The sequence below is a fragment of the Bordetella tumbae genome (assembly GCF_054780995.1).
The window spans coordinates 1-16,972 of sequence record NZ_BAAGVG010000026.1; the positions used below are offsets into that span (position 1 = coordinate 1).

Consider the following 16,972-nt stretch of genomic DNA (forward strand, 5'->3'; position numbering starts at 1 on the left):
ATTCGGTGCAACTAGATCTCAAATAATCATCATCGCGGGAATTTACTGCGTCACCACTTCGGCCCCACCGCCTGAATCCGTCTCGTCTGAAACTGCGTTTCGTCTGAGTTCGTGTTCAAGCAGCGAAGGAGCGAGACTATAGCACACATTACAAAGCCGTTACGGCAATACCGGCACTTTTTTCTGAAATCCCCAAAAAAATTGGGGACGAGAGGCTTGAAAGCCAGTCGTCCCCAGGAAAGAACGGGTATTAACCGTGTTTTTTCAGTCGATCGCTGAATTGTTTACGGAATTTCGCGACCTTTGGCGCAATCACGAATTGGCAGTAGCCCTGTTCGGGATGCAATTCAAAGTAATTACGGTGATAGTCCTCTGCGGGCCAGAACGTGGCGGGCTCGCGCAGCTGGGTCACAATGGGCGCATCATAAATATGCTGCGCATCGACTTCGGCGATAACGGTCTGGGCCTGCTCGCGCTGGGTCTCGTTTTGCCAAAAGATGGCGGACTCGTACTGGGGGCCCACGTCATTACCCTGACGCCCCGGAGTGGTCGGGTCATGCGTCGCGAAAAATACCCGCAACAGGTCGGCATAGGACAATACTGAGGGATCGAACTCGACGCGGGCGACTTCGATATGACCGGTGGCTTTACCGCAGACCTGCTCGTACGACGGATGATCGACATGGCCGCCGCTATAGCCGGGCAGCACGCTGACGACGCCGCGCAAATCCTCGAGGACGGCCTCGACGCACCAGAAGCAGCCTCCGCCCAGGATGGCAACCTCGGTAACCGGGGAAGATGTGGGTTCCGACATGATCATGGTTCCTTATTCAATAGGCATTTCTCTGCCGCTGCTATCTACTATATCTAGATAGCAGATAGGAATGGCGCCGTCGCTCTATATATAGATAGAGGGACAGATATGGAGACGGGCCGCTATATATAAAGGCATAAAGACCAAGTCAGCCGGGACTACTTTGATTTAGCCGGCGCCAGAGATAGCACCCACTCGGCCAACGTGCGGGCATCCTCTTCACTGACCTGTGGTTGAGCCGGCATGGGTACGGCCCCCCAGACGCCTCGTCCGCCGGAGCGGATTTTGCCTGTCAGGTACTGCACCATGGCGTCGCCCTCGCCCGCCGCGGCGTATCGTTCCCCGATACTGCGCAATGGCGGCCCCACGCGTTTGCTGTCGACTTGGTGACACGCCATACAGGCTTTGCTTTGCGCCAAGGCCTCGCCTGTAGATTGGTCGGCCGCTTGCGCACCAATGGGGGACAGAATGATTGTCCATAGGCCGAAAACAATGGCGGCCGTCCTGCCTGTCGTTACATACATCCGTGCTGTCTCAAGTTCAAAAAACACATCAAAATCGCGAAACGGCGACATCCTGGATTTCGGCTGCCGGCCTCCTGACTGCCGCCCCCTTTCGCACAACTGCGTGGCCAACCGGGCCTGAGCTCAAATTGTCAGGACTCAAAGGCGTCTGTCACCGCTCCTCGGCTGGCCGTGCTGGCCAATTTGCCGAATTTAGCCAGAACGCCCCTGGTGTACCGCGGTTTGGGCTGGACCCAGGCCTGTCGACGCGACGCCAACTCTTCGTCGGAAATATTGAGCTGCAGCAGCAGCTGATGAGCGTCGATGGTAACTGAATCGCCCTCTTGAATGAGGGCAATGGGACCACCAACATAGGCCTCGGGAGCCACATGCCCGACGACCATGCCCCAGGTTCCGCCCGAAAAACGGCCATCGGTGATCAAACCCACAGTCTCGCCCAATCCCTGGCCAATCAACGCGGAGGTCGGCGCCAACATTTCGCGCATTCCCGGGCCGCCTTTGGGGCCCTCGTAACGGATGACGACGATGTCGCCGTGCTGGATCCGACGGTCCATGATGGCTGTCATGGCTTCGTCTTCGGAATCGAAAACGCGGGCAGGGCCGGTGATGACGGGATTCTTCAGGCCCGTGATTTTGGCGACGCATCCCTCGGGAGATAAGTTGCCCTTGAGAATGGCCAGATGCCCCTGAGGATACAGAGCGCGGTCTATCGGCCGAATCACATCTTGATCTGAACGAGGTACCGCAGGAACGTCTGCCAAAGTTTCTGCGATGGTTTTGCCAGTAATGGTGATGCAATCCCCATGCAGCAATCCCGCGTCCAGCAGGAGTTTCATCACTTGCGGAATTCCGCCCGCACGATGCAGATCGGTGGCGACGTAGCGGCCGGATGGTTTTAAATCGCAAATAACGGGGACACGGCGCCGAATACGCTCGAAGTCATCGATCGTCCAGGGGACCTCAGCCGCATGCGCGATGGCCAGAAAATGCAGCACCGCGTTGGTCGAGCCGCCCGTGGCCATAATGACGGACACGGCATTTTCGATGGATTCGCGGGTAATGATGTCGCGTGGTCGCACGCCGCGCCGTACGGCATCGACCAGAACCCGGGCCGACTCGGCCGCGGATACGATTTTTTCGTCGTCTTCGTTGGCCATCGTGCTGGAATACGGCAAGCTCATACCCAGCGCCTCGAAGGCAGAGCTCATCGTGTTGGCGGTGTACATCCCGCCACAGGATCCCGAACCCGGAATCGCGCATTTCTCGATTTGCTTGAAGTCTTCCTGGTCCATACGCCCCATGGTGAACTCGCCCACGGCCTCGAACACCGAGACGATGGTCAGGTCTTTGCCTTGGTAATGGCCGGGCTTGATGGTGCCGCCATATACATAAATACCCGGGACGTTGGTGCGGGCCAGCGCGATCATGCCGCCCGGCATGTTTTTGTCGCAGCCCCCGATGACGACCACGCCATCCATCCACTGCCCTTGAACCGCCGTTTCGATACAGTCGGCAATCACCTCGCGCGAAACCAGGGAATATTTCATGCCCTCGGTGCCCATGGACATGCCATCGGAGATGGTGGGCGTGCCAAATACCTGGGGATTGGCGCGCGACTCACGAATCGCATCGATGGCGGCGTCGGCCAAGCGCTGCAGGCCGCTATTACAAGGCGTAATGGTGGAGTGACCATTGGCCACTCCAATCATGGGATTATCAAAATCGGATTCTTGGTAGCCCAGAGCGTAATACATCGCCCGATTGGGCGCACGGGCGACGCCATGGGTCACGTGGCGTGAACGTTCGTTATTGGGCATGGTCTGTCTCCATATTGGGCGCTCCTGAACAGGGTGCCGCCCAGCTCGCTTCTTGCTGAGGAGCAAGAAAATCAAGGAATCGCGCTGAATAAGTCGAATGTAGCAAGTTCAAGAGCGTCCAGGTCTTTGATTTTCCTGGATATGGAAAATTTACTGGCCCAACTGATTCGGCATTTCCTTGAGAGTCATTACATACCGAGCGGCATAACGACACCTGTGCCGGTTATTATCGACCCAATCTTTTATTGCATGGCGGATTATGCTGCACCATCCCGAGTTTGACCCTATTGCCCTGAGCATCGGCCCCGTCGCTATTCATTGGTACGGCCTGATGTATCTCGTCGGATTTGCACTGGTTTATTTGTTGGGCCGGCGACGCCTGACACGCGGCCACACGCCGGCGCTCAATACGCGCGACCTGGAAGATATTATTTTCTACAGCGTGCTGGGCGTGGTGGTGGGCGGCCGTCTGGGCTATGTGCTGTTTTATAAACCCGGCTATTACCTGACCCATCCCCTGGAAATCTTTTACCTCTGGGAAGGTGGGATGTCTTTCCACGGCGGGCTGATCGGCGTGATCCTGGTGATGCTGCTGTTTGCGCGTAAAAAGAAGGTGTCGTTCTTTACGATCAGTGATTTCATCGCCCCGCTCATTCCCCTGGGCCTGGGTGCAGGCCGTCTGGGTAACTTTATCAATGGCGAGCTCTGGGGCCGCGCCACTGATGTGCCCTGGGCGATGGTATTTCCGCAATCGGGCACCGATGTGCCGCGCCACCCCTCGCAGCTTTATGAACTGGGGTTGGAGGGCATTGTGCTGTTCGCCCTGCTCTGGTGGTTTTCCAGCAAGCCTCGCCCCCTCGGTCAAGTGAGCGCACTGTTTTTGATCGGTTATGGCGCATTCCGCTTTTTGGTGGAGTTCACGCGCGAACCGGATAATTTTCTGGGCTTGCTCGCCGGAGGCATGAGCATGGGACAGTGGCTGTCCCTGCCCATGGTGCTCATCGGCGTCGTGATGTTTTTCTTTACTGCAAAGCGACAGTCCCGTTGACGGAAAGCGTCACGGTGACCTGGCCTGCCTCGAGCGGTGCATCGGCGTAGCCGGCTGCACTGCTGAGGCTGCTTTTGGCCATCGCACCCATCGGTCTCGGTACCGGGACCGGTGAACCGCCTCCGCTCAGCTCGAGCTGTTGCACGCGATAGCTGCTATAGCCGAAAGCCTGGGCCGCGGCCTGTGCTCGCGCCAGAAAGGCATCGGCCGCCTGACTGAGCAGTTTCTTTTCCGCAGCGTCGCGCGCCTCGCGTGACAGCGAGAAACTGATTTGCGATATGGCGACCTTGTCGGACAGCTTGGAGGCCAATGCCGAGGCAGCGGCAAAGTCCTTGGACTCGAGGATGATTTCTCCGCGTGCGCGCCAATTCTGGATTTTGCCTTTTTCGTCCGTGTTGGGCCACACGTTGTAGCCGCTGGTGTGGACCTGGATGCCCTTTGCACCCTCGGTACGCTTGACGGTCTCATCAAGCACTGTACTCAATTGGGTCGTGGCCTTGGTCTGTGAGTCGGCATCGAACTCTGCGGCCAGCGTGATGCGAACGGTGTCCTGCTGCACATCGGCAGAGGCAGACGCCTGCAGCGTCAATTCGGGCACGCGTTCGTCGGGATGTACAGCAGGCGCAGGCGCGCGAGGCGGCGCAGGCGGTTGCTGAGCATGCGCCAACGGCGCGGCCGTCAAGGCGAATGCGGCGCAGCAGGCAGCCGCAAGACGGTTCAATGAAGGCACGCGAAAGGAGTGCATCATGACAGACCTGTATAAGAGAGTGGGAAAGAGAGGCATCCGGCGCGGACCTGAGAGAAAACCCAGGTCCGCCGGAATAGATGCCCCGCCTGTGCCGTCTAGGCCGGCATCTCGAACCGTGAGGTTCAAGGTGGTCGCGATCCGTTGAGCTTCGGGTTCGTCTACGGGTAGACAATCACTCCCACTCACCATTCACGCAACCAATATGCCGTAAGACATAGGTTCAGAGAATGTATGGCCAGGTCACGAGCACGGCAGGGACAAACTGAAAAAACATCAAATCATGCGTGATACCGACACGCTGGGGACCGAAGTCCGTACTGCTACCCCTGTTTCGACAATGCGTCGTCAAGCAGGGAATTCATGTGTTCGATTCTACCCTTGAACTCGCCTACCGCCAAACCTCCGAGGGGACCGTCGGGCGCTTTCATAGATAACAACTCGCTGGCAATCTGCAAAGCCGCCATGACGGCAATGCGTTCGTTACTGGAGACTTTGCCAGAACCCTGGATACGCAGCATGAGCTGATCAACGTGGCGCACGGCGGCCAACAGGGTGGGCTTTTCTTCGGTGGAGCACGCGAGAGAATAATCGCGCCCCAATATCGTGACATCAATACGTTCCATCAGGGCTGCGCTCCGGAGGATTGGTCTTCGGCGGCAGCGCCCGGCAGACGCGCCAACACGCTATCGATCCGCTCGCGGGCGGCATCTGTGGCGACACGCAGGCGTTGCAGATCCGTGTCTTTGGCATTGAGGCTGCCGAGCAATTCCGCCTCGCGAGTCTGGGCACGAGATTCGAGCGTCTGCTGCTCGGATATTTGGCGGGCAAGCTGCGCACGCAGATCTATTTCTGACTGGCGCGCCTCGGACAGGAGGTCTTCGACCGCCCCGTCGTGCTCCTGCAATTTGGTCTGCAGCACCAAAATTTCGGCCTGACGCTCGTTGCAGCGTTGCTCTAATGCACGCTGAGCGGCTTCGCTTTGGCCCAGGCTGATACGCAACGCATCACGCTCGGCCTGAAGTTGCCGGGTGCGTTGCACTAATTGCCCGATACGGGCGGCGAGTTGATCTAGATCTTGCAGCATGGGCGCTATCGTAAACCATCCGCGCATTGGCTGGGAGGCCATACGCAACGTGAGAAAACCAGCAATATTCTGTAGGACTTGCAGCTAACAACTCAAAACTGCTGGTACCAAAGAATTCTGACACAGGACTTGCGTTGATCAAGCGTTGATCGATCACAGGCTTTCGCCTGTCTTTCTATTTACTTTCATTTTGCTTTCATTTTGGACCGGTAGTGGCCCAAGGTTACAACTTGGATGCCAGTTTTAGGGAAAACCCCATCCGCATCTCGAACCGCTTGGGTTTGCAGGCCCAGGCCCCTTCGCTACCATGCGCCCTGCTCAAAAGACGCACCTCGATTTCATAACAACGAGCAGCACGACGAGGTGTTCATTTTTTCAGAGCATCGTTCATTGAACGACTTGGCTTTAACTCACATGCTGTAAATAGGAGTAGACCATGCAGCTACGCAATCGGCAGGATTTCTGGTCCGGGGTGATGTTCATCGCCATCGGATTGGCAGCCGCTTGGCAATCGACGAGCTATCAAATGGGGACTGCCGCCCGGATGGGGCCGGGGTACTTTCCTTTCGCGCTGGGATTAGTCCTGGCCTTACTGGGCGCCATTGTGCTGCTTGGTTCGCTGAGCAAAAAAGCAACGGAGACCCATGTCGACAAATTCGACTGGCGCATCACCTTCCTGGTGATCGGATCCGTCGTGTTGTACGCCCTGATCCTGAAATTGCTGGGTGTCTATATCTCGGTCTTTGCACTGGTCGTCGTCAGCAGCCTGGCCAGCCACGAGTTCAACCTGAAAGTGGCCATCGGCAACGGCATTTTCCTGGTGGTGTTCTCGTATCTGGCATTCATCAAAGGGCTGGGGCTGATTTTCCCGCTGTGGCCGTCGTTTCTAGGCATGAACTAAGGAGTCTTCGGCCATGGAATTATTTGATCACTTGATGCTGGGATTCTCGGTGGCGTTCACGCCCGAGAACCTGCTATACGCTTTGCTGGGTTGTATTCTGGGTACCTTGATCGGGGTGTTGCCCGGGATTGGCCCTGTTCCGACGATCGCGATGCTGCTGCCGATCACGTACGTGCTGCCGCCGGTAGCCGGCCTGATCATGTTGGCCGGTATTTATTACGGTGCGCAGTATGGCGGTTCGACCACGGCTATCCTGGTGGCACTCCCTGGGGAGACGTCCGCCGTGGTGACTGTGCTCGACGGCCACCAGATGGCGCGTAACGGACGGGCGGGCGCCGCACTGGCAATTGCCGCCATGGGTTCGTTCTTTGCCGGCTGCGTCGCAACGCTGTTGCTGGCCGCTTTTGCGCCCCCATTGGCTGAAGTCGCCTTTAAGTTCGGCCCCGCCGAGTATTTCTCGCTGATGACCTTGGGTCTGGTGGGTGCGGTGGTGCTGGCCTCGGGCTCGCTGCCCAAGGCGATCGCGATGATCATCCTGGGCCTGCTGCTGGGTATGGTGGGTACGGACGTCAACTCGGGGGTCGCCCGCTTTGATTTCGGTATTCCCGAACTGCAAGACGGTATCGACTTTGCCATCGTGGCCATGGGCGTGTTCGGCTTTGCCGAGATCATGACCAACCTGGAACAGAAAGAGAATCGCGTCGACATTACCGACAAGATCGGCTCGCTGTATCCGAACAAGCAAGAGTTCAAGGAAGCGGCTCCGGCTGCGGTGCGTGGCACGATTCTGGGCTCGATGCTGGGTATTCTGCCCGGCGGCGGCGCGGTGCTGTCTTCGTTTGCCTCGTATACGTTGGAAAAGAAGATCTCGAAGAACCCCGAGCGCTTCGGTAAAGGCCATCCGGCCGGTCTGGGCGGCCCCGAGTCGGCCAACAACGCTGCGGCACAGACGTCGTTCATCCCGCTGCTGACCCTGGGTATCCCGGGCAACGCAGTGATGGCGTTGATGGTGGGTGCGATGACCATCCACAACATTCAGCCCGGCCCTCAGGTGATGAGCAGCCACCCGGAATTGTTCTGGGGTCTGATCGCCTCGATGTGGATCGGTAACCTGATGCTGGTGGTGCTGAACCTGCCGCTGATCGGCCTGTGGGTCAAACTGCTGAAAGTGCCCTATCGCATCCTGTATCCGGCGATTCTGGTGTTCTGCACGATCGGGGTGTATTCGTTGAACTACAACACGTTCGACATTTTCACCACGGCGATCTTTGGTGTGATCGGCTATGTCTGGTCGAAACTGAAGTGTGAAGGCGCCCCGTTGCTGCTGGGCCTGGTGCTGGGCCCCATGATGGAAGAAAACTTCCGTCGCGCCCTGCTGCTGTCGCGCGGTGACTTCATGACGTTCGTGGACCGTCCCCTGTCGGCTTCGCTGTTGGCTGTCGCAGTGTTTCTGGTCGTGATTGTGGCGTTGCCGTCGATCCGCAAGAAACGTGAAGAGACGTTCGTCGAAGAAGAGTGAGCGCATGCACGCCCCTGCCGACACTGCGTATAGGTGTCGGAAGGGGATGAATAGATCGCGTCCCTGATGCCAGGCACTATGAAGTGCCTGGCTTTTTTTTGCCTTGAACGCGGAGGAGCCTGTAGTCTTTTGAGACAACTGATCCAGGCACCGCGCGGGATGTTCCGTATGCAGAAAGAGCATCCCTGGGGGAATTTGACAGTTTGACTTCGTCGGTTAAACTTCCGCAAAGTTGTCTGATAACCAGGGTGGTTTTCAGAGTAAATCAACTAGAAATAGAACCCAGAGACATGTTCCAGAAAGTCAATTCTCGTGCGGGGCTGAGCGACGGTGTCGCACAGGCGCTGCTGGAGCAAATCAGCAACGGCAACCTGCCCGCGGGGGCAAAATTGCCGTCCGAGGCCGTGCTGGCAGAGCAATTTGGCATCAGCCGCGCCGTCGTGCGCGAAGCCACGGCGCAATTGAAGAGCCAGGGAGTCGTCGAATCGCGCCAAGGCAGCGGTGTGTATGTCAGCCGCCATGGCCTGGTCATGCCGCTGCGCATTGACCCCGGCGATGTAGGCTCCTTGAGCGCGGTGTTGCAGTTGTTGGACGTGCGACGTGCGCTGGAAGCGGAAGCGGCCGAGCAGGCGGCGATAAAACGTACAGCGCGCCAACTGGGAAAAATTGAAAATGCACTGGCTGAGATCTCGCACGAGGTGGCCAAAGGCAACGACGGCGTATTGGCCGATGTGGCGTTTCACCGGACCATCGCCCAAGCTGCAGGGAATCCGTTTCTGTTGAACACGTTGCGTTTCCTGAATCAGTATCTGGAAGCGGCCGTGCACATTACGCGCAACAACGAGGCACAAAACGCCGATTTTGCACGCCAGGTCCACGAAGAACACCAGGCGCTGGTCGATGCAATACGCGCTGGCGATCCAGTCTCTGCGCGTCACATGGCGCAAACCCATCTGTACAACGCTGGGCGACGCCTGAAACAAAGTGCGCAGGCAGCAGCCAGCCTGACAGGGCATCCGGTCACAAAAGACCGCAAGCCCTCTGCCGGCACCTCCCGTGCGGCAGCGCAGCCGAAAGGTGCCAGCAAACAGGTTATTGCGGACACTCCGCGCTCACGCAAGCGCAAGACGAGTCCAGCCAATACCGCGGGGATCGACACCTGACATCCTGCCACCCGCGCCTGGCACATGCAGCTCCGATGCCAGACGCACGCTGACGTCCGCGCAACCACTTTCGAGACGTCATGGCATCCACGTAATCGAAGGAACGAATATGACGAAGAACGTAGGCATAGTTGGATTGGGCGCGATGGGCCTGGGCGTGGCCCGCTCGTTGCTGCGTGCAGGCTTGAACGTCCATGCCAATGACGTTCGGCAACAGGTGTTGGACAGTTTCGCCGCTGAAGGCGGGGTCGCCTGCCAGAGCCTGGCTGAGATGGGTCAACACTGCGACGCCGTTGTCCTGCTGGTGGTCAACGCCGCTCAAACCGAGAGCGTGTTGTTTGGCGCTGACGGCACGCAAGGCCTGGCGCATGCAATGAAGCCCGGCTCGGTCGTGATCGCATGCGCCACGGTGGCTCCCGAATTTGCCATTCGTCTGGGTCAGCGTCTGCAAGGCATGGGTCTGCATATGCTGGACGCACCGGTGTCCGGCGGAGCCGCACGTGCTGCAGAGGGAACCATGACGATGATGACTTCTGGCCCGGCAGCCGCCTATGCAGCCTGCGAACATGTGCTGGCTGCCATGGCCGGCAAGGTGTATCGGCTGGGGGACCAACACGGCCAAGGCTCCAAGGTCAAAATCATCAATCAATTGCTGGCAGGCGTACATATCGCCGCGTCGGCCGAGGCCATGGCCTTGGGCCTGCGCGAAGGCGTGGACCCTGATGCGTTGTACGAGGTCATCACCAACAGCGCAGGGAACTCGTGGATGTTCGAAAACCGCGTGCCGCACATCCTGAACGGCGATTACACGCCGTTGTCGGCCGTCGATATTTTCGTGAAAGATCTGGGTCTGGTCCTGGATACGGCCCGCGCCAGCAAATTCCCGCTGCCGCTGTCGGCCACTGCACACCAGATGTTCATGCAGGCCTCGACAGCCGGACATGGTGGTGAGGACGACTCTGCGGTCATCAAGATTTTCCCGGGTATTGAAGTCCCGCCTAAACGCGACCCCAACACGCATTAAACGCCGTGCCTGCATCGATGATGCAGGCACACAGCATATTCAACTTTTTTCTCTGCTATCCCAGGATCTCCGTCATGACATCTGGTAAGCCTTTGCTGGGCTGCATCGCCGACGATTTTACCGGCGCTACTGATTTGGCCAACATGCTGGTGCGCGAGGGTATGCGCACGATTCAAACCATCGGCGTGCCTGCCGCGCCGGTGCAGGATGTGGACGCCATCGTCGTCGCGCTGAAATCGCGCACCATCGCACCGCAAGATGCCGTCGAGCAATCGCTGGCCGCCTTGAAGTGGCTGCAAACTCAGGGTTGCACGCAGTTTTTCTTCAAATACTGCTCGACGTTCGACTCGACCGACCAGGGCAATATCGGACCTGTGGCGGACGCATTGCTGCAAGCACTGGGCGCGGACTTTACGATCGCGTGCCCCGCGTTCCCCGAGAACGGCCGCACGGTGTATCACGGCCATTTGTTTGTGAACGACACATTGCTAAATGAGTCGGGGATGGAAAACCACCCGCTCACGCCGATGCGCGACGCCAATCTGGTCCGGGTACTGCAACGTCAGACTCCATCCAAAGTGGGCCTGATTGACGCGAATACGGTGAAGAAAGGCGCCGACGCCATCAAGGCGAAGATTGCAAGCTTGCGTGAAGCCGGCATCCGGATGGCAATTGCCGATGCGATCTCGAATGATGATCTGTACACACTGGGCGCAGGTTGCAGCGATCTGGCGTTGATTACTGGCGGCTCTGGTGTCGCGCTGGGACTACCAGGCAATTTCGTGCGCACCGGCGCGTTGAGCGCCACGGGCTCGGCCGCTGATTTGCCGAGTATCGAAGGCCGCAGCATCGTGCTGGCAGGCAGTGCGTCCAAAGCCACCAACGGCCAGGTCGCGCACTGGAAGGCGTCTCACCCGGCGTTCCGCATTGATCCGCTGGCGCTGGCCAGGGGCGAAAACGTGGTGGAACAAGCATTGGCGTTTGCGCAAGAGCATGCCCCCAAAACGGTGCTGGTCTATGCAACCGCTACGCCAGACGAAGTCCGCGCCGTGCAGGCCGAGCTGGGCACGCAACGCGCAGGGGAATTGGTCGAACAAGCCTTGGCGACTGTTGCAAGCAGCTTGCGGGATCAAGGCGTTACGCATTTCGTGGTTGCGGGCGGAGAGACCTCGGGCGCTGTGGTACAGGCCCTGGACGTACGTGCCCTGCGTATCGGCCCTCAAATCGATCCCGGTGTACCCGCGACGGTCGCCATCGACGGCAATGGCGACGCGCAATTGGCACTGGCCTTGAAATCGGGCAATTTCGGCACGGTGGACTTCTTTGAAAAAGCCCTGAAAGCGGTGGGAGGCTCTCTGTAATGGCCAACGTTATCGACGCCGCGGCAAACGCGGAAAGCACACTGCGTGAGGAAATCTGCCGCATCGGGGCGGCGCTGTTCAATCGTGGCTACACCGTGGGCTCGTCCGGAAACATCAGCGCGCGCTTGACCGATGGCTGGTTGATCACTCCCACTGATGCCTGCCTGGGCATGCTGGATCCTGCTCAATTGAGCAAAGTGGGCACCGACGGCGTACAAATTTCTGGCGCCCGCGCATCCAAGACATTGGCATTGCACCGCAACGTCTACGCCAACAATGCGCAAGCCAATGCAGTCGTTCATACGCACTCGACCAATCTGGTGGCCCTGACCCTGGCTGGCGTATGGAAGCCGGAAGACGTGGTGCCGCCCATTACGCCGTATTACGTCATGAAGGTGGGCCATGTTCCGCTGATTCCCTATCACCGTCCTGGCGATCCAAAAGTTGCGGAACAGATCGCGGGCTTGGCCAGCAGCGTGCGCGGCGTGCTGCTTGAGCGCCTGGGACCCGTCGTCTGGCACGACTCGGCGTCCAACGCGGCTTTTGCACTGGAAGAACTCGAAGAAACCGCCAAGCTGTGGCTCATGATGCAACGGCAAGGCACGGCACTGTCCGAGGACGCGATCGATGAATTGCGCCAGACATTCAAGGCGCGCTGGTAGCGCCTGAGCCGGTTACCACACGAGCTGCGCCACCAATGCGGCTCGTCACCCCTTTTCATAAACAGCAGGAGGAGCACAGTGACTGCTCAAACAGTGACCGACACCGCTGGCGCGGTATCGCATTCGGAGTCCAACCGCGTCTATTCCAAGATCGCGTGGCGCATCATGCCATTCTTGATGATCTGCTATGTCATCGCCTATCTGGATCGCGTGAACGTCGGTTTTGCCAAGCTGCAAATGTCCATCGATCTGGGTTTCTCGGAAACCGTGTTCGGGCTGGGTGCGGGCTTGTTCTTTATCGGGTATTTCTTTTTCGAAGTGCCTTCCAACCTGCTGATGAATCGTGTCGGTGCTCGCATCTGGATCGCGCGCATCATGATCACGTGGGGCATTTTGTCGGGCTGCTTCTTTTTTGTATCTACGCCCACGCAGTTCTATGTACTGCGCTTTCTGTTGGGCGCGGCTGAGGCCGGCTTTTATCCCGGCGTGATCCTGTATCTGACGTACTGGTTCCCTGGACATCGCCGCGCCAAAATGATTGCGGTATTTATGGCGGCCATTCCGTTGTCAGGAATTTTCGGCGGACCGCTGTCCGGCTACCTGATGCAGAATTTCAATGGCTATATGGGCCATGGCGGCTGGCAGTGGATGTTCGTCATCGAGGCCCTGCCCGCCTTGGTCCTGGGTATCGTGACGCTACTCTATCTGGATAACGACGTGCGTTCGGCCAAATGGCTCACCGATGACGAAAAAGCGGTCGTTGCCCGCGACATCGAGGCAGAGACCAAATCCAAGAGCAAGACCAGCCCCGGCACCACCAAAGCGGTATTCACCGATCTGCGAGTGTGGTGGATGTGCCTGATCTATTTCTGCTTTGTCATGGGCCAGTATGGCCTGACATTCTGGATGCCGTCGCTGGTGAAATCCACCGGGGTGCAAGGTGCCTTCAATATCGGCTTGATCAGTGCCATTCCCTTTATTGTTGCCGCGATTTCGATGATCCTGATCGGCCGCAACGCCGACCGCATGCGTGAGCGTCGTTGGCACTTGATCATTCCGGCGACGTTTGGTGCGATCGGATTTGCAGTCTCTGCCGCGTACGCCGACAACACGGTGCTGGCAATGGTGTTCCTGTCCATCGCGGCGGGCGGTGCGTTGACCTGCTCGCCCTTGTTCTGGTCGCTGCCTACGGCATTTTTGTCCGGCGCGGGCGCGGTTGCAGGTATTGCCGTCATCAACTCGGTGGGCAACCTGGCCGGCTTTGTCAGCCCATACGCCATTGGCCTGTTGAATGACGCCACGAAGAGTTCGGCGGCCGGCATGTACATGTTGACCGGCATGCTGCTGCTCGGCGCCGTCGCCGTGTTCTTGACCAACAAGAACGAGGTGAACCGCTAAACATCCTCTGGGCGCGCGCCGCTATCGGCCGCGCCCAGTCTGTATGCACTTCCCGGAGCTACCACAATGTCATTGAAATTCGCCGCCAATCTCAGCTTCCTATACCAAGACCTGCCCTTCCTGGATCGCATCGCAGCGGCTGCGAAAGACGGTTTTGAAGGTGTGGAATATCTGTTCCCCTACGACTTTCCCGCCGCCGAGATCAAGCAGCGCCTGGTCGACAACGGCATCGAACAGGCGTTGTTCAATGCGCCTCCGGGCGATTGGGCAGGCGGTGAACGCGGCATTGCATCACTGCCGGGACGCGAGCAGGAATTCAAGGACGCGATCGCGCGCGCGATCGAGTATGCCAGCGTGCTGGGCAATCAACGCGTGCACGTCATGGCGGGCCTGCTGCCGGCGGACGCGGACCGCGCAGCGCGCCTGGACCTGTACACCCGCAATGTGGCCTGGGCGACAGAACAAGCCAAGGCCGCAGGCCTGACTATCGTGCTTGAACCCATCAACCAGCGCGATATGCCCGGCTATCTGCTGAGCTATCAAAAGGATGCGCTGGACGTCGTACGCACCACCGGCGCCGACAACCTGAAAGTGCAGTTCGACTGCTATCACGCCCAGATCATGGAAGGCGATGTGGTCATGAAACTGCGCGCCATGTTTGATCAGATCGGACACATCCAGATCGCCAGCGTGCCCAGCCGCAACGAGCCCGATGGCGAAGAACTGAATTACCCCTTTATTTTCCAGACCCTGGACCAATTGGGTTATCAGGGCTGGGTGGGATGCGAATACAAACCCCGTGCGGCAACGAGCGACGGCCTGGCCTGGCTGCGTACGTACCGTGCCAACTCGGAAGGCAAATAATGAGTAAGGTACTGATTACCGGCGGCGCCGGTTTCCTGGGCAAACGCCTGGCCAAAAAATTGCTGGAACGCGGCGAACTGAAAGGTGCCAGCGGCCAACCCGAAAAAATCGAGCAGATCATCCTGCTGGATATGGTGGCCCCCACGGACCTGGATGACCCTCGCATCAAGGTCGTAACCGGCGACATCGCAGATGCAGCCCTGCTGCGCCAAGTCATCGACACCAGCGTGACCTCGGTGTTCCATCTGGCGGCCGTGGTCAGCGGCGCCGCAGAGGCCGATTTCGACCTGGGCATGCGCATCAATCTGGATGCCACGCGCGAGCTGCTGGATTTGTGCCGCACGCTCGGCCACAAGCCGCGTTTCGTTTTCACCAGCTCGGTCGCGGTCTTCGGTGGCAAGCTGCCTGCGATCGTGCAGGACGACACCGCGCCCACGCCGATGAGCTCGTACGGTGCGCAAAAGGTCTCTGGCGAGTTGATGGTGTCTGATTACAGCCGCAAAGGCTTTATCGATGGCCGCACGCTGCGCATGCCCACGATCAGCGTACGCCCGGGCAAACCCAATGCCGCCGCATCGAGCTTTGCCAGCGGCATCGTGCGCGAGCCCTTGAACGGCGAAAGCGCCGTCGCTCCCGTCTCGCCCGAGACCAAGATGTGGCTGATGTCGCCGCGCTATGCGATCGAAAACCTCATCCATGGCCATGAATTGGACGGCGACGCGATCGGTTTCTCCCGCACTATCAGCCTGCCTGGCCTGTCGGTGAGCGTGAAAGCGATGGTGGACGCGCTGCGCGAGGTCGCAGGCGATCAGGTTGCAGATCTGGTGAAGTGGGAGCCAAACGAGGCCGTCAAAAAGATCGTCGAATCCTGGCCCGGCGAATTCGCCGCCACGCGCGCCAAATCGCTGGGCTTTCAGGCCGACAGCAACTATGCCGACGTGATCCGGGCGTATCAAGAAGACGATATGCCGAAATAAACGGCGCAACGCGCTGCCAATTCGGTAGTCGTAAGGAAGAAAGCCCTCAGGTGCTCTACATTCTGAGGGCTTTTTTTCCTCCTGAGGTACCGAGTCGTGCGCGGATTGCGGTAACGTTCAGGTTTTAGGTTTTGACACGAACAACCCGGAGATTTGGTATGGCATCGATCGGTTCCAGGGATTACGACAAAGTCGTACCCCAGAAAGTCGCATTTCTTGGCTTGGGCGTCATGGGCCTTCCCATGGCTGGCCATTTGGCAAAAGCCGGCCACCAAGTAACGGTATACAACCGCACCGAAGCCAAGGCAAAAGCCTGGGCGCAGGAATTCGGCGGCAACAGTGCCCCCACGCCGCGCGAAGCCGTCGCTGGCGCACAAATCGTTTTTGCCTGCGTGGGCAACGACGACGACCTGCGCAGCGTGGTGCTCGGTGACAATGGCGCCTTTGCCGGCATGGCACCGGGTGCGATTTTTGTTGATCACACCACAGCATCGGCAGACGTCGCTCGCGAACTGTACGGACAGGCTCGCGAACTGAACCTGCAATTCGTAGATGGCCCGGTGTCCGGTGGCCAGGCCGGGGCCGTCAACGGGGTGTTGACCATCATGTGCGGTGGCGACCAAGCAGCCTTCGACATCATCAAGCCCATTGCCCAAGCCTATGGCCGTGCCGTTACGCTCGTCGGCGCTCCCGGCGCCGGTCAATTGGCGAAAATGGTGAACCAGGTCTGCATCGCCGGAATCGTCCAAGGGTTGTCGGAGGCCATTGCGTTCGGCCAGGCAGCGAATCTGGACATGAAACTCGTGCTGGATGTCATCAGCAAAGGCGCGGCACAAAGCTGGCAGATGGAAAACCGCGGCGGCACCATGGTGGACGACAAATTCGATTTCGGCTTTGCCGTGGATTGGATGCGCAAGGACCTCGGACTGGTATTGGCCGAAGCCCGCAACAATGGCGCCCGCCTGCCTTTGACGGCACTGGTGGATCAGTTCTACGGCGATGTGCAGCGCGCCGGCGGCGGCCGCTGGGACACGTCCAGCCTGATCACCCGTCTGCGAGACTAAGGCC

17 protein-coding genes and 1 other RNA gene are annotated in these 16,972 nt (G+C 58.7%); 11 read left to right on the forward strand and 7 right to left on the reverse strand.

What is annotated here, in order from left to right:
• Positions 1 to 250: 250 nt before the first annotated feature.
• From msrA to ilvD, 3 genes are all read right to left on the reverse strand, one after another.
• Positions 251 to 814, reverse strand: a complete 564-nt coding sequence (gene msrA / locus ACYVI2_RS27730) for a peptide-methionine (S)-S-oxide reductase MsrA (protein ID WP_415819283.1) — start codon at positions 812 to 814, stop codon at positions 251 to 253.
• Positions 815 to 972: 158 nt separating this feature from the next.
• Positions 973 to 1,338: a c-type cytochrome gene (locus tag ACYVI2_RS27735; protein WP_415819282.1), complete on the reverse strand. Its 366-nt coding sequence runs from the start codon at positions 1,336 to 1,338 to the stop codon at positions 973 to 975.
• A 131-nt stretch (positions 1,339 to 1,469) separates the two neighbouring features.
• Complete coding sequence (ilvD, locus tag ACYVI2_RS27740) at positions 1,470 to 3,155, reverse strand: dihydroxy-acid dehydratase (RefSeq protein WP_415819281.1); 1,686 nt, start codon at positions 3,153 to 3,155, stop codon at positions 1,470 to 1,472.
• A 259-nt stretch (positions 3,156 to 3,414) separates the two neighbouring features.
• Between ilvD and lgt the strand changes: the two genes are divergently transcribed.
• Positions 3,415 to 4,203: a prolipoprotein diacylglyceryl transferase gene (gene lgt, locus ACYVI2_RS27745; RefSeq protein ID WP_415819280.1), complete on the forward strand. Its 789-nt coding sequence runs from the start codon at positions 3,415 to 3,417 to the stop codon at positions 4,201 to 4,203.
• Here lgt and ACYVI2_RS27750 read toward each other — a convergent pair.
• The 4 genes from ACYVI2_RS27750 to ACYVI2_RS27765 all read right to left on the reverse strand — a co-directional run bounded on the left by ACYVI2_RS27750 (position 4,178) and on the right by ACYVI2_RS27765 (position 6,035).
• A complete protein-coding gene (locus ACYVI2_RS27750) occupies positions 4,178 to 4,948 on the reverse strand; it encodes an SIMPL domain-containing protein (protein ID WP_415819294.1) in 771 nt (256 codons plus the stop codon). The two genes, lgt and ACYVI2_RS27750, sit on opposite strands and share 26 nt — an antisense overlap.
• Positions 4,949 to 5,026: 78 nt before the next feature.
• A non-coding RNA gene (ssrS, locus tag ACYVI2_RS27755) (6S RNA) lies at positions 5,027 to 5,212 on the reverse strand.
• A 59-nt stretch (positions 5,213 to 5,271) separates the two neighbouring features.
• Positions 5,272 to 5,574: a cell division protein ZapA gene (locus tag ACYVI2_RS27760; protein WP_415819279.1), complete on the reverse strand. Its 303-nt coding sequence runs from the start codon at positions 5,572 to 5,574 to the stop codon at positions 5,272 to 5,274.
• On the reverse strand, positions 5,574 to 6,035 hold the full coding sequence (locus tag ACYVI2_RS27765) for a hypothetical protein (protein WP_415819278.1): 462 nt from the start codon (positions 6,033 to 6,035) through the stop codon (positions 5,574 to 5,576). Before ACYVI2_RS27765 ends, ACYVI2_RS27760 begins: the two co-directional genes overlap by 1 nt.
• A gap of 436 nt (positions 6,036 to 6,471) precedes the next feature.
• On the opposite strand from ACYVI2_RS27765, the gene ACYVI2_RS27770 reads away from it, so the two are divergent.
• The 10 genes from ACYVI2_RS27770 (at position 6,472) to ACYVI2_RS27815 (ending at position 16,968) form a co-directional block, all read left to right on the forward strand.
• Complete coding sequence (locus ACYVI2_RS27770) at positions 6,472 to 6,936, forward strand: tripartite tricarboxylate transporter TctB family protein (RefSeq protein WP_415819277.1); 465 nt, start codon at positions 6,472 to 6,474, stop codon at positions 6,934 to 6,936.
• 13 nt (positions 6,937 to 6,949) lie between these two features.
• Positions 6,950 to 8,455: a tripartite tricarboxylate transporter permease gene (locus ACYVI2_RS27775; protein WP_415819276.1), complete on the forward strand. Its 1,506-nt coding sequence runs from the start codon at positions 6,950 to 6,952 to the stop codon at positions 8,453 to 8,455.
• A gap of 290 nt (positions 8,456 to 8,745) precedes the next feature.
• Positions 8,746 to 9,618, forward strand: coding sequence for a FadR/GntR family transcriptional regulator (locus tag ACYVI2_RS27780; protein WP_415819275.1), 873 nt, complete (start codon positions 8,746 to 8,748; stop codon positions 9,616 to 9,618).
• A 109-nt stretch (positions 9,619 to 9,727) separates the two neighbouring features.
• Positions 9,728 to 10,642: an L-threonate dehydrogenase gene (gene ltnD / locus ACYVI2_RS27785; protein ID WP_415819274.1), complete on the forward strand. Its 915-nt coding sequence runs from the start codon at positions 9,728 to 9,730 to the stop codon at positions 10,640 to 10,642.
• A 74-nt stretch (positions 10,643 to 10,716) separates the two neighbouring features.
• On the forward strand, positions 10,717 to 12,003 hold the full coding sequence (gene otnK, locus ACYVI2_RS27790) for a 3-oxo-tetronate kinase (protein WP_415819273.1): 1,287 nt from the start codon (positions 10,717 to 10,719) through the stop codon (positions 12,001 to 12,003).
• Entirely contained in the window at positions 12,003 to 12,665 is a 663-nt protein-coding gene (gene otnC / locus ACYVI2_RS27795) for a 3-oxo-tetronate 4-phosphate decarboxylase (RefSeq protein WP_415819272.1), read from the forward strand. Before otnK ends, otnC begins: the two co-directional genes overlap by 1 nt.
• A gap of 78 nt (positions 12,666 to 12,743) precedes the next feature.
• On the forward strand, positions 12,744 to 14,063 hold the full coding sequence (locus tag ACYVI2_RS27800) for an MFS transporter (protein ID WP_415819271.1): 1,320 nt from the start codon (positions 12,744 to 12,746) through the stop codon (positions 14,061 to 14,063).
• Between the two features lie 66 nt (positions 14,064 to 14,129).
• A complete protein-coding gene (gene otnI / locus ACYVI2_RS27805; protein WP_415819270.1) occupies positions 14,130 to 14,927 on the forward strand; it encodes a 2-oxo-tetronate isomerase in 798 nt (265 codons plus the stop codon).
• A complete protein-coding gene (gene denD / locus ACYVI2_RS27810) occupies positions 14,927 to 15,904 on the forward strand; it encodes a D-erythronate dehydrogenase (protein ID WP_415819269.1) in 978 nt (325 codons plus the stop codon). The genes otnI and denD overlap by 1 nt, the downstream gene beginning before the upstream one ends.
• A 158-nt stretch (positions 15,905 to 16,062) precedes the next feature.
• On the forward strand, positions 16,063 to 16,968 hold the full coding sequence (locus tag ACYVI2_RS27815; RefSeq protein ID WP_415819268.1) for an NAD(P)-dependent oxidoreductase: 906 nt from the start codon (positions 16,063 to 16,065) through the stop codon (positions 16,966 to 16,968).
• Positions 16,969 to 16,972: the final 4 nt, after the last annotated feature.

Excerpts from the sequence above, each read along its gene's own strand:
- otnK (WP_415819273.1), top strand. The coding sequence starts at position 10,717 with ATGACATCTGGTAAGCCTTTGCTGGGCTGCATCGCCGACGATTTTACC.
- ACYVI2_RS27735 (WP_415819282.1), bottom strand. The coding sequence starts at position 1,338 with ATGTATGTAACGACAGGCAGGACGGCCGCCATTGTTTTCGGCCTATGG.
- lgt (WP_415819280.1), top strand. The coding sequence starts at position 3,415 with ATGCTGCACCATCCCGAGTTTGACCCTATTGCCCTGAGCATCGGCCCC.
- ACYVI2_RS27750 (WP_415819294.1), bottom strand. The coding sequence starts at position 4,948 with ATGCACTCCTTTCGCGTGCCTTCATTGAACCGTCTTGCGGCTGCCTGC.
- msrA (WP_415819283.1), bottom strand. The coding sequence starts at position 814 with ATGTCGGAACCCACATCTTCCCCGGTTACCGAGGTTGCCATCCTGGGC.
- denD (WP_415819269.1), top strand. The coding sequence starts at position 14,927 with ATGAGTAAGGTACTGATTACCGGCGGCGCCGGTTTCCTGGGCAAACGC.
- ACYVI2_RS27760 (WP_415819279.1), bottom strand. The coding sequence starts at position 5,574 with ATGGAACGTATTGATGTCACGATATTGGGGCGCGATTATTCTCTCGCG.
- ACYVI2_RS27765 (WP_415819278.1), bottom strand. The coding sequence starts at position 6,035 with ATGCTGCAAGATCTAGATCAACTCGCCGCCCGTATCGGGCAATTAGTG.
- ACYVI2_RS27780 (WP_415819275.1), top strand. The coding sequence starts at position 8,746 with ATGTTCCAGAAAGTCAATTCTCGTGCGGGGCTGAGCGACGGTGTCGCA.
- ilvD (WP_415819281.1), bottom strand. The coding sequence starts at position 3,155 with ATGCCCAATAACGAACGTTCACGCCACGTGACCCATGGCGTCGCCCGT.
- otnC (WP_415819272.1), top strand. The coding sequence starts at position 12,003 with ATGGCCAACGTTATCGACGCCGCGGCAAACGCGGAAAGCACACTGCGT.
- ACYVI2_RS27815 (WP_415819268.1), top strand. The coding sequence starts at position 16,063 with ATGGCATCGATCGGTTCCAGGGATTACGACAAAGTCGTACCCCAGAAA.
- ACYVI2_RS27775 (WP_415819276.1), top strand. The coding sequence starts at position 6,950 with ATGGAATTATTTGATCACTTGATGCTGGGATTCTCGGTGGCGTTCACG.
- otnI (WP_415819270.1), top strand. The coding sequence starts at position 14,130 with ATGTCATTGAAATTCGCCGCCAATCTCAGCTTCCTATACCAAGACCTG.
- ACYVI2_RS27770 (WP_415819277.1), top strand. The coding sequence starts at position 6,472 with ATGCAGCTACGCAATCGGCAGGATTTCTGGTCCGGGGTGATGTTCATC.
- ltnD (WP_415819274.1), top strand. The coding sequence starts at position 9,728 with ATGACGAAGAACGTAGGCATAGTTGGATTGGGCGCGATGGGCCTGGGC.